10 protein-coding genes and 1 pseudogene are annotated in these 11,768 nt (G+C 62.2%); 2 read left to right on the top strand and 9 right to left on the bottom strand.

Annotated elements, in window-relative coordinates:
* Positions 1 to 95 precede the first annotated feature (95 nt).
* A complete protein-coding gene (locus CIT26_RS12665) occupies positions 96 to 1,871 on the top strand; it encodes an alpha,alpha-trehalose-phosphate synthase (UDP-forming) (RefSeq protein ID WP_095492893.1) in 1,776 nt (591 codons plus the stop codon).
* Positions 1,872 to 2,068: 197 nt separating this feature from the next.
* Here CIT26_RS12665 and CIT26_RS12660 read toward each other — a convergent pair whose 3' ends face one another.
* From CIT26_RS12660 to CIT26_RS12650, 3 genes are read right to left on the bottom strand one after another with little or no spacing between them, the layout of a single operon-like run.
* Complete coding sequence (locus CIT26_RS12660; protein ID WP_095492892.1) at positions 2,069 to 2,740, bottom strand: ABC transporter ATP-binding protein; 672 nt, start codon at positions 2,738 to 2,740, stop codon at positions 2,069 to 2,071.
* Positions 2,737 to 3,978 (bottom strand): ABC transporter permease, encoded by a 1,242-nt coding sequence (locus CIT26_RS12655; protein ID WP_095492891.1) that lies wholly within the window; start codon positions 3,976 to 3,978, stop codon positions 2,737 to 2,739. The genes CIT26_RS12660 and CIT26_RS12655 overlap by 4 nt, the downstream gene beginning before the upstream one ends.
* Positions 3,979 to 3,985: 7 nt before the next feature.
* On the bottom strand, positions 3,986 to 4,996 hold the full coding sequence (locus CIT26_RS12650; protein ID WP_095492890.1) for an efflux RND transporter periplasmic adaptor subunit: 1,011 nt from the start codon (positions 4,994 to 4,996) through the stop codon (positions 3,986 to 3,988).
* Between the two features lie 146 nt (positions 4,997 to 5,142).
* Between CIT26_RS12650 and CIT26_RS12645 the strand changes: the two genes are divergently transcribed.
* A complete protein-coding gene (locus tag CIT26_RS12645) occupies positions 5,143 to 5,826 on the top strand; it encodes a TetR/AcrR family transcriptional regulator (RefSeq protein WP_245319401.1) in 684 nt (227 codons plus the stop codon).
* An 86-nt stretch (positions 5,827 to 5,912) separates the two neighbouring features.
* On the opposite strand, the gene CIT26_RS12640 is transcribed toward CIT26_RS12645, so the two are convergent.
* The 6 genes and pseudogenes from CIT26_RS12640 to tpiA all read right to left on the bottom strand — a co-directional run bounded on the left by CIT26_RS12640 (position 5,913) and on the right by tpiA (position 11,657).
* On the bottom strand, positions 5,913 to 6,215 hold the full coding sequence (locus CIT26_RS12640; RefSeq protein WP_095492888.1) for a DUF982 domain-containing protein: 303 nt from the start codon (positions 6,213 to 6,215) through the stop codon (positions 5,913 to 5,915).
* Between the two features lie 357 nt (positions 6,216 to 6,572).
* Positions 6,573 to 7,110: pseudogene (locus CIT26_RS12635) on the bottom strand (DUF1697 domain-containing protein).
* A gap of 14 nt (positions 7,111 to 7,124) precedes the next feature.
* Complete coding sequence (locus tag CIT26_RS12630; protein WP_095492887.1) at positions 7,125 to 8,762, bottom strand: CTP synthase; 1,638 nt, start codon at positions 8,760 to 8,762, stop codon at positions 7,125 to 7,127.
* A gap of 138 nt (positions 8,763 to 8,900) precedes the next feature.
* Positions 8,901 to 10,013, bottom strand: coding sequence for a L,D-transpeptidase (locus tag CIT26_RS12625; protein ID WP_095493062.1), 1,113 nt, complete (start codon positions 10,011 to 10,013; stop codon positions 8,901 to 8,903).
* Between the two features lie 212 nt (positions 10,014 to 10,225).
* Positions 10,226 to 10,711: a preprotein translocase subunit SecG gene (secG, locus tag CIT26_RS12620; RefSeq protein ID WP_095492886.1), complete on the bottom strand. Its 486-nt coding sequence runs from the start codon at positions 10,709 to 10,711 to the stop codon at positions 10,226 to 10,228.
* Between the two features lie 178 nt (positions 10,712 to 10,889).
* Positions 10,890 to 11,657: a triose-phosphate isomerase gene (gene tpiA / locus CIT26_RS12615; protein WP_095492885.1), complete on the bottom strand. Its 768-nt coding sequence runs from the start codon at positions 11,655 to 11,657 to the stop codon at positions 10,890 to 10,892.
* Positions 11,658 to 11,768 lie beyond the last annotated feature (111 nt).

The raw sequence follows: 11,768 nt of genomic DNA, 5'->3' as shown, positions 1-11,768 counted from the left end.
CAAAACCATGCCGGCGCACAGCGGCCTGTCACCAGTGGCCGGCTTCGAAAAAACAAGAAAAACGGCCGACCGGCCGGAGGAAAATCGTTGTTCTGATGTCGGACTATGGCTTAGAGGTACCATGGTTTCTGATCCTTGCAAGCCTGGGCCTTTCCGTTGTTGCCGTGGTGTTCTCGATATTCCATCGTCGCCACCGCCACACACCAGCGGTCTCACACACCGCCGGCGAGGACGTGGCTTCGGAAGCGGCTCGCAAAGTGCTGCGGGAGTTTGAAAAGAACGGCCACTCGGCCGATGCAGCGCTGATCACATGGTCACCGGACACCTTGCGCAAGATCCTGGCCGACGATCTGCCGGAGACGCAGGTGATCGTGGTATCCAACCGAGAGCCCTACATCCACAACGTCAAGGATGACGGCGTCGAGCTCTTGGTACCGGCCAGCGGGCTGGTTTCGGCGCTTGAGCCGATCACCCGAGCCTGTGCCGGCACCTGGATCGCCTATGGCGGCGGAACAGCGGACCGTCTCACGGTCGACAAGAACGACCGGATTGAAGTGCCGCCTGGCAATCCGTCCTACGCGCTGCGAAGGGTCTGGCTGACGGAGGAAGAATACCAGGGCTATTATCTGGGCTTCGCCAATGAAGGTCTGTGGCCGCTTTGCCATATCGCCTTCACCCGCCCGATTTTTCGCGCGTCGGATTGGGAAGCCTATGAGGCCGTCAACCGGAAGTTCGCCGATACGGTGGTTGCCGAAGCGCGCAACGAGCGGCCGATTGTGCTGGTCCAGGACTACCATTTCGCGCTCTTGCCGCGCATGATCCGCGAGCGCCTGCCCGAGGCAATCGTCATCACTTTCTGGCATATCCCGTGGCCCAACTCGGAAGTGTACAGCATCTGTCCATGGCGTGAACGGATCCTGGAAGGCTTGCTCGGCAGCTCCATCATCGGCTTTCATACCCAGTTCCATGCCAACAATTTCGCTGAAAGCGTCGATCGCTTCCTGGAAAGCCGTATAGAGCGTGCCGATGCGGCGATCTCCTACGGCGGACGGACGACGCTGGTGCACGCCTACCCCATCTCCATAGAATGGCCGGCCGAACTTTTGGCGAAACTGCCCGATGTCGGCGAATGCCGCGCCCGCGTGCGCGAGAGGATCGGACTGAAAGCGGATGTCAAACTGTGCGTCGGCGTCGAGCGTCTCGACTATACGAAGGGTATTCTCGACCGTTTCCAGGTGCTGGAAGAATTGTTCACGAGACATCCCGAATGGATCGGGAAACTAGTTCTCCTGCAGATCGCAGCGCCCAGCCGGGGCACGCTCCCGGCTTACAAGCAACTCCACGATGAATGCCGCCGCTATGTCGAACAGCTCAACCAACGCTACGGCAGCGAGGACTACAGTCCTGTCCTGATGGTGGACAAGCATCACAACCAGGAACAGGTCTACGAGATCTATCGAGCCGCCGATATATGTATGGTCACCAGCCTGCATGACGGCATGAACTTGGTGGCCAAAGAATTCGTCGCGGCGCGCGACGACGAACAGGGCGTGCTGTTGCTCAGCACCTTTGCCGGCGCTTCGCGCGAACTTCTGGAGGCATTGATAGTCAATCCCTACGATACGGCCATGACGAGCGAAGCGCTGCTGCAGGCGCTGACCATGACGCCGGAGGAACAGCGCGAGCGTATGCGGCCCATGCGCGAGATGGTCCGCGACAACAACGTCTATCGCTGGGCCGGCAGCATGCTTCTGGATGCGGCCCGCCTTCGCAAGCGCGGCGACCTCGACCGGGTGACGGGCAACGGCGAGCGGCCATCAAACAACAATGTGATTCCCATGTTCGAGCGGGCAAGAAAGGCAGTGTCGTGACGAGCATTCGCTGCCGCTGCGTCATGTTCCAGTTCTCCTGGATACGGCGCCAGTTCGACGTTCTGAGTTAAGTTAACGGTTCGTATTTCGACTGCAAGCGCCAGGCGTGCTTGAGAAACCCCATAAGGAAGGCGCCAAGGTGACCTCGATCGGATCAACGCGCCCTGCCCATCGCCTCGGCCCGCTGGAGAAGCTGATCAGCCGATCTTCCCGTCCACGATGTGAAAGCGGCGATCCATGCGCGCCGCCATGTCGAGATCATGCGTAACCGCCACGACGGTCTTGCCGCGCTCGCGCACAAGATTCTCCAGGATTGCGAAGACCTGCTCGGAGCTCTTGCTGTCGAGGCTCCCCGTCGGCTCATCGGCGAGGATAAGCGGCGGGTCGTTGGCGAGCGAGCGTGCCACCGCGACGCGCTGACGCTGGCCGCCCGAGAGCTGGTCGGGCCGCTTGTCGAGATGTTCGCCGAGCCCCAGGGATGAAAGCAGCTCCCCGGCCCGTTCGCGCATCTGAGGCCGCGCCAGGCGGCCCAGCTTGCGCATTGGGATTTCGACATTTTCGCGCGCCGTGAACTCCGGCAGCAGAAAATGAAACTGGAACACGAAGCCCAGCATCGAAAGCCTGGTCCGCGCGCGCTCCCTTTCATTCATCGGCTCGGTGTCGCGGCCGCCTATTCTCAACGTCCCAGCAGTCGGCCGGTCCAGCAGGCCGAGCAGATAGAGCAATGAGGATTTGCCGGACCCGGAGGGACCGGTGACGGCGACGAATTCTCTCTCGTTGATCGCGAGCGTGATGTCCTTGACCAGCGTGACGGGAACAGTCTCGGGCAGCACGCGCGTCAGTTTCTCGGTCTCGATGAGTGCGCTCATGACGCGCCTCTGATGATCTCAACGGGGTTCAGGCGCGCCGCGCGGCGCGCCGGCAGGTAGCCGGCCACTGCCGCAGAGCCCAGCGCGAAAGCCGACGCGATGACGTAGTGCATCAAGCTCCAGGCGATCGGCAGCTGGGTCATCTCCTGGCCGGTCGCGGCGATCTCGAAACGCACCAGCGACAGTGCATAGGTCATGGAAACTCCGAGCAGCCCGCCGAGCACGGACCCGGCCGCGCCGATCACCACGCCTTCCAGCAGAAAGAGCCGGCGCATGTCGGACTCCGGAAAGCCAAGCGACTTCATGATGGCGATGTCGCGCGCCTTCTCATGCGTGATGGTGGAGATGATGTTGTAGATGCCGAAGCCAGCCACCAGCATGATCGCGCCGACAACCGTGTACATGATGACGTTGCGCACGACGAGCGCTTCGAGGATCGATTCATTCGCCTCCTGCCACGCCACGGCCTTATAGCCCAGTTCGGCCTCGGCACGCTGCGCCACCGCCGGCGCGCGGTTGGGATCGTTGAGCTTGATGCGGATCTCGTTGATAGCGTTCGGACGCGCGGAGAGGATCTGCGCGTTCTTCAGAAGCACATAGGCCTCACCTTCGTCGCGCGCAGTGGTGCCGGTGTGGAACAGACCAGCGATCTTGAAGTTGCGTGTCAGCCCCTCGGAAGAAACCGCCGTTATCGTGTCGCCGAACCCGGCGCCGAGCCGGCTCGCCATCGTGTCGCCGATGAGCACGTTATTGCCGCCCGCGGAAAGTGCCGAAAAGCTGCCTTCGACGAAGTTTCCTACGATCGGCGACACGCCGGACTCGCGCTCCGGTTCGATCCCAATGATCGCCGCACCCACTTCGCGGCTGGAATAGCGGATCACACCCTGCGTTTTGAGGCTTGTCGCGAACCGGCCGGGAATCCAGCTCTCGAGCCAGGAAGTCGCGGCGGTCGGATTGATGATGCCGCGGCGATCGTCACGCGGCCTGAGCCCGGAGATCGCAACTGTCGCGAAGGCATCCTCGGCTGGCTGGCGGCGGGCGGTGCGCTGCTCGTCTGTGATGTCGACATGCGGCATCGTGTCGACGAGCTGCCTGACGAAATCGTCCTGCCCGCCCTGCATCAGCGCCGCCATGGCGATGGAGAATCCGACACCGACCGCAACGCCGATCACGGCAACCAGCGTCTGGCGACCGCGGCCGGCAATATGCGTGATGGCGATGTCGAAGATGAGAGGCATCGTTGCTTTATCTCTCCTGAGCGGCGGTGATACTTACGCGCCCTCCATCGGCGAGGTCGGCGGGATAGGGCGAGATGACGCGAGCCTTCTCATCGACACCCGACAGAACCTCGATGCCATTGGTGCCGCGAATGCCCGTTCGGATTTCACGTCGCCAGGCCTTGTCGCCTTCGACTACGAACACCTTGTTCCCATCCATCGCAGCGGACGGGATCAGCAGCGCATTTTTCGAAACGCGGATGACGATGTTCACGTCGGTCGACATGCCTATACGGAGCGGCGTATCGTCCGGCAGGCGGAAACGAACGCGATAGGTCTTCGTCACCGGATCGCCCTTGGGCGTGATGCTGTCGACCACCGCTTCCAGGTTCTGCCTGAGGAACGCATCGGATTTAAGCAGCGCGCGCTGGCCGACCTCGACCCGGGGTATGTCCTCCTCGTTAACTTCGGCGACCACCAGGAGCGGCTTCGGCTCGCCGACCCAGAACAACACCGTGCCGAGCTCGGCGACCTCACCCACCTCGCCGTCCTGCCTGAGCACGACACCGGCGCTCGGCGCACGTAACACGTAGGTGTCGAGTCGCGCTTTCTGTCCGGCAACCAGCGCTTCGATCTGGCCGAGCTCGCTCTGCGCACGATCGAGCGCCTGCTGGCTCGCCGCACGCCTTTCGGCAAGCACGGTCAGCCGCCGGAGCTCTTCCTGGGCAAGTGCCTGACGCGCTTCGAGCTCGCCAAGCACGGCCCGGGCCTCGCTGTCGTCGAGCTTGGCGAGCACGTCGCCTTGTGCAACCCTCGACCCCTCGCAGTTACACTGCTCGACGATCCTCTCGCGGACCACGGGAGTCACCTTGGCCCAGGTTCGCGGCTCGACGGAGCCACTCGCGTAAACGATCTCCGCCGCGTCGCCGCGTTGTGGTATCACGACCGAAACCTTGGCCGGCTGCCACAGATACCACCCGCCGACAGCAGCAGCAGCCGAAATAAGAACGATGCCGACACTCCAGCGTATCCGTCGCAAGAAACTCTCCCTTCATCATCGAATCCGAACGTCGAGCGGTGGCAGACATAGCACCAGACCGACCGTCGGTCTATAAAAGTTGCATAAAGAAACGGTTCGTGCTCCTCTTGCTCCACCTGTTCCTTACGAGGTCGATTTTGCCCCGAGTGATAAAGCTGCCGGAAATACGATCCGCCGAGCTCCTCGACTGCGCCCAGCGGCTTTTCTTCGAGCATGGCTACGACAACACGACGGTGAACGACATCATCCGCGAGGCCGGCCTGTCGAAGGGCGCGTTCTATCATTATTTCGCATCGAAAGAGGCCCTGCTGGAGGCGCTCGCCGCACGTCTCGCGCGTGACAGTTTCACCGAGTTGCAGCCCGTGCTCAACGATCCATCACTTGACGGGCTGGGCCGGCTCAATGCGCTCTTTGCCGGCTCGCGGCGGCTGAACGTCGAGCTGGCCCCGCAATTGCGCAAGACATTTTTCGTGCTGTTCCGGCCCGAGAACCTTGCCCTCTTCCATCGGGTCGACCAGGCGGCCAGGGAATTGGCCATGCCAATAATCACCGAGCTGCTCAGGAAAGGAAGCGAGGAAGGCATCTTCGACGTGCCCGACCCGGAAGCTTTCGCCGAGATGTTTTTGCAGCTGCGGCTGATCTTTCGGGATGTAATGCACCGCGCCTTGCTGAAGGCCGAGCAGGGCAATATCGACGAAGCGGCGCGGCTGCTCGACGACCGGCTGCGGCTCTATGGCATCGCAATCGACCGGCTTTTGAAGCTGCCCGATGGAACGATAGAAGCAGCGCAACCCGGATTTGCCCGGGCTTTCCTCGAAGCAGGCCCGTGAGCCGCCGAGCCCGCCAGGCAGCGCAGCAGCAATTCACCGCGTCTTGGTAGATCGGGCCCCTCGCGGCAAGGTGCAAATATGAACGTTCATCGCCTCAGCGCATGCACGCTATCAATATTTTGGCCGGCCATCGGAAGTGCCATGTCGTCTTCGAGCAAGCGTGTGATGCGGGCGAAGCCGGCAAAAGCCTTCCTTGCTTCCTCTGCCGACATCCGTCCCGCCAGAGCCGCGGAGCAGCAATTCACCGCGCACTGGTAGACTGGCCCACGCCGGCCCGTTGGCCATTTGCGCAAGAACCCCATCGCTTCGGCTACGCTATAAATTTCTTCGGCAGAGCTTTCCTGCCCGCGCGAAATCCGCACAGGCGTAAAGAATTGCAGGCGATCCATCGTTTCCTCCCGGTCGATCGCTACGTGCCTGATCGAACCTTGTTAAACTACGGCTGACAACTTGGTTCCGGCAAACAGGGCCCGACGCTAAAAAAGACCGGGCCAAGACGAAGTCTCTCATATCGTTCGACCGAAATCGAATCACCAAACGTGACAAACGTGCGACGAACGTTGTGCTCCGATAAGCGCGAGTTTCATCGAATGCCTATAAGGCCTAAGCCGGCAAATCAATCGGTTGCCGGTTCCCTCGCGTCGAGGCTCTCTACAGGGAAAATGGCGAGTTCCGCCGGAGCCGGGGCGGCGAAGGCATGACATAATTTCCCCCTTCTCCCCTTGCTTGTGGGAGAAGGGGAAGCCCTATCCACCGACCATCTCGGCCAGCCTGCGCACTGTATTCCAGTTGCGCGAGGTGCCGACCCCGAGCCGTTTATGGCTTGCCGCTGCACAACCGCGAACTTGGCGTCTCGTGGGAAAATGCGATCCAGATGTCGCCGCCGACCGCCTGCATCCGCTCATCCTTACCGACATAGGCCTCCAGCGCCGCGACGGCCTCAGCGGGAACGGGCTTGCGCATCACGCGCACCGCTACCTGATCGGCGGCGGCAGCCGATTCGGCGGGAAACGGATTGCCGGCCGCAAGCTTCAACCAGTCCTCCGCGCGGCGCACGATGATGTCGACATGGCGGCCGAAGGTCTTTTGGAACGCCGTCTCCAATCGGCGCTCCAGCGCGGCAATTTCTGTCTCTTTCGTCTCGAAGACCAGATTGCCGGTCGCCACCAGCGTGCGCGGGTTGTTCAGCCCCAGGCCTTCTGTCATGGCCCTGAGATCGGACATGACGACACGCCGCCCCTCGCCCAGGACGATGCTGTAAAGCAGAGCGACGTAGGTTTGCATGGTAGCCTGTCGGTTTAGACCAAGCGGCTCTGCTCCACCGCCGCTTCGATGAAGCTGGCAAACAGCGGGTGCGGGTCGAGCGGCCGGCTTTTCAGTTCGGGATGATACTGCACGCCGATGAACCAGGGATGGTCGGGGTATTCGACCGTTTCCGGCAGCACGCCGTCCGGCGACATGCCGGCAAAGACCAGGCCACAACCCTCGAGCCGCTCCTTGTAGTCGACATTGACCTCATAGCGGTGGCGGTGGCGCTCGGAAATCTGCGTGTCACCGTAGATGTCGGCGATTTTCGAGCCCTTGGCGAGGTCCGCCTGATAGGCACCGAGCCGCATCGTGCCGCCGAGGTCGCCGGTTTCCCTGCGCTTCTCCAGCATGTTACCTTTCAGCCATTCGGTCATCAGGCCGACGACCGGTTCCTCGGTCGGGCCGAACTCGGTCGACGAGGCATGCTCAACGCCGGCCAGCGAACGCGCCGCCTCGATGCAGGCCATCTGCATGCCGAAGCAGATGCCGAAATACGGCACTTTTCGCTCGCGGGCAAACTTCGCTGCCAGGATCTTGCCTTCCGCGCCGCGCTCGCCAAAACCGCCGGGGACCAGAATGCCGTGGACCTTTTCCAGCCACGGCGCCGGATCTTCCTTCTCGAATATCTCGCTCTCGATCCAGTCGAGCTTGACCTTGACGTGGTTGGCGAGGCCGCCATGCGACAGCGCCTCGATCAGCGATTTGTACGCGTCCTTGAGGCCGGTATACTTGCCGACGACGGCGATGGTCACCTCGCCTTCCGGATTGTGGATGCGGTTGGACACCGCTTGCCAGGGCTCCATGCGCGGCTTCGGCGCCGGATCGATGCCGAAGGCGGCCAGCACTTCCGAATCCAGCCCTTCATTGTGATAGGCCATCGGCACGTCGTAGATGTGCGGCACGTCGAGCGCCTGGATGACCGCGCTCTCGCGGACATTGCAGAACAGCGACAGTTTGCGGCGCTCTTCCTTGGGGATGGGGCGGTCGGCGCGGACCAGCAGAATATCGGGTGCGATGCCGATGCCGCGCAATTCCTTGACCGAATGCTGGGTCGGCTTGGTCTTCAATTCGCCCGCCGTTGGAATGTAGGGCATAAGCGTCAGGTGCACGTAGACGGCGTTGTTGCGCGGCAGGTCGTTGCCGAGCTGGCGGATCGCCTCCAGGAACGGCATCGCCTCGATGTCGCCGACGGTGCCGCCGATCTCGCACAGGACGAAGTCATAGTCGTCGTTGCCGTTGAGAATGAAATTCTTGATCTCGTCGGTGACGTGCGGAATCACTTGCACGGTGGCGCCAAGATAGTCGCCGCGCCGCTCCCGCTCGATGATGTTCTTGTAGATGCGGCCTGTGGTGATGTTGTCCTGCTGGTTGGCCGAGCGACCGGTGAAGCGCTCATAGTGGCCAAGGTCGAGATCGGTCTCGGCGCCGTCGTCGGTCACGAAGACCTCGCCATGCTGGTATGGCGACATCGTGCCGGGATCGACGTTGAGATAGGGATCGAGCTTTTTGATGCGTGCGCGATAGCCTCGCGCCTGCAAGAGAGCCCCAAGGGCCGCTGCAGCGATGCCTTTTCCAAGTGAGGAAACCACGCCGCCTGTGATGAATACATATCGCGCCATGGGAGTCATCGCTTAACGCGGCCGAATTGATTCCGCCAGAGAAAAAACCACCGCGAAGGCTTTTTCCCAAGAAGGCGCTCTGGTGGTGCGTGAACCAAAACAAAAGGGCCGGCGAGACCGGCCGTTTTGGGATGACCCGTTAAGGCGTCAGATGATGACGACCTTGGTGCCTACTTTCACCCGGCGGTAAAGGTCCATGACGTGCTCGTTGATCATGCGGAAGCAGCCGTTGGAGGCGCTCGTTCCGATCGACTGCGGCGCGATGGTGCCGTGAATGCGCAGATGTGTGTCCTTCTTGCCGTCGTAGAGATAGATGGCGCGCGCGCCGAGCGGATTTTCGCCGCCGCCGGGCATGCCGTCCTTGTACCGGCCGTAATTCTTCGGCTCGCGCTTCTGCATCTCGAGCGTCGGGATCCATCGCGGCCACTCCTGCTTGTCGCCGACGGCGACCGTGCCCTTGAACTGCAGGCCGTCACGACCGACCGCAATCGCATAACGGCGGGCGGTCCATGAAGATTCGACGAGGTAGAGGCGGCGCGCGCTGGTATCGATGACGATGGTACCGGGGCTGTAGCCGGTGAACTCGACCTCTTGCGGCACGAACTCCGGCTTCACCTTGAACTGCTTCTTGGCTTCCTTCCTGGCGAGTGCGGCATCGAGAGCGCGGGTCTCGGGGAGCAGCGACATCGACGAGGACGTGCCGCCGAACAGGCCGGCGAACAGCCCGACGCTCTGCGGCTTCTGTCCAACCGGCTCGCTGCGCAATTCCCCGTTGTTGCCGGTCAATGCGACGTTCATGGCCTCGGCGGAAACTGGCTCGGCCGACTGGATCGGTGCCATGGGTTGAACCGGTTCGATGATCTTGACGGTCGTCTTCTTAGCCAGCCGGGCAGCGGACGTATCCTTCCTGGCAAGGCCCTTCTTGGCAAGAAATGCCTGCCGTTCCGCGTCGGCCTTGGCTTTGGCTGCCTCGCGCATCGCCAGCTTCCTGGCCTCGAGCGCCTTGGCTCGAGCGGCCTCCTTGTCGGCCGCGATCTTGGCTTCGATCTTGCTGATCTGGGCAAGATCGTCCGCGGTCGGGTTTTTCTTCTTCTTGAGGAGCCTAAGTTGCGCCGCATCGCTTTTGGCGGCGACGTTGACGACGTTAGTTGTTACTGCGGTTTTAGAGGCCGAATTACCCGCCGGCATGGCCGCGTAAGCGGGCGCACCAAGGCTGAGCACGGCACAAAGGCCGGCTAAAATGAAGCTGCGAAGCTGCATAGCGAAGATCCGATCGTTCAATGCTTGTTGCCCACGGCGTCGCCCGGCGTCCCCCAAGGACCCCGAAAGTGCCGCGCGCAATCTATAGTCGATTAATCGGAGACGCCTCAAGCGCCCTGTCGTGCCGTGCCCGGTCGAATCCTCGCGATCGTGCGGCATTTGCCGCGACTGTGTTCAAACAACAACAGATCGCGGCGCCGAACGTCTGCTGATTACTGGTTTGGAACCTGCGGCGTTACTGGCAGGGTGACGCCGTTTGTGGCCGGCGGCGTGGTCGAACCCGCCGCAGGCGGCGCAGCCGGCGCCGGGGCTGCGGCATCATTTCCGGAAGGCGGCGTTGGCGCCGTATTGCCGGTAGGCGGCGTTGTCGCCGTATTTCCAGAAGGTGGTGTCGGCGCCGTGGTGCCAGGCAACTGGTTGAGCACGCCGCCCGCACCGTTCGTCGCAGGCACACGATCGAGAATGTCGATCGGCTTTTCGCCATAACGGGCGACGATCGACAACGTCAGCGAGGTGGCGAAGAAAGCCGCCGCCAGGATCGCCGTCGCCCGCGTCAGCGCGTTGGCCGCGCCGCGCGCGGTCATGAAGCCCGATCCGCCGCCGATGCCGAGGCCGCCGCCTTCGGAGCGCTGCAGCAGCACCACGCCGACAAGAGCGAGCACGACCATGAGGTGGACGACGATCAGTACGGTTTCCATAGTTTACCCTGGCAAAGCCTTGCGCGGCCGCGGATACGGCCGGTGATTTGGAGGCGGCTCAATACAATGCTTTGACGGCATTTCCAAGCCCGTGGCCGGAATATGGGAAGCAATGCGCCCTTTGCAACGATTTCCGCTGCGGCACAGCCTATCCGAAGTGCCCGACAGCCTTTCGATGCTACGAGATATTTCGATAGGCTTCGGCGATGCCGAGAAAGTCCGCCGCCTTCAGACTGGCGCCGCCGACCAGCGCGCCATCGACATTTTTCACGCAGAGCAGTTCGACCGCGTTCGACGGCTTGACCGAGCCGCCATAGAGGATGCGCATCTTCGCCGCCGCGCTGCCAAGCTTTTCCGACAGTTTTTCGCGAATATGCGCATGCGCCTCAGCAACGTCGGCGGCGGTCGGCGTCAGTCCCGTGCCGATCGCCCATACCGGCTCGTAGGCGATGACGGTATTCGACGCCGTGGCGTCGGGCGGCACCGAGCCGGCGACCTGGCGCGACAGCACGTCGAGCGTCGCGCCTGCCTCGCGTTCGGCTCTCGTCTCACCGATGCAGATGATGGCTACCAGTCCGGCGCGCCACGCGGCGGACGCCTTGGCCTGTACAATGGCGTCGTCCTCATTGTGATCGGCGCGCCGTTCGGAATGGCCGACGATGACGTGGCTGGCGCCCGCATCTTTCAGCATCTCGGCCGAAATACAGCCGGTATGGGCGCCGCTCTCCTTGGTGTGGCAATCCTCGCCCCCGGCCCGAACCGGGGTGCGCGACAAAATCTCTGCGGCATGCGCCAGCAGCGTCGCCGGAACGCAGACCAGCGCTTCGGTCTCCGCATCGAGCCCGCTCATGAAGCCGTTGCCGATCATCCTGAGTTCGTTGAGCGAGGCGCTGGTGCCGTTCATTTTCCAGTTGCCTGCGACCAGCGGGCGGATTCCTGGCGTCATGGGATTTGTTTCTCCGGGCAATATTCGGCTGCGTCCTCACTACCAAACTCAGCCCACAAAGCAATCGACAGTGGGCCGGAAGGACGCTATTGCGCTTGTTTCAGACTCGAC

It is taken from the genome of Mesorhizobium temperatum (assembly GCF_002284575.1).
GTDB classification, from domain to species: Bacteria; Pseudomonadota; Alphaproteobacteria; order Rhizobiales; family Rhizobiaceae; genus Mesorhizobium; species Mesorhizobium temperatum.
The sequence above is the reverse complement of the archived record's forward strand: the minus strand, read 5'-3'. Positions and strand labels throughout refer to the sequence as shown.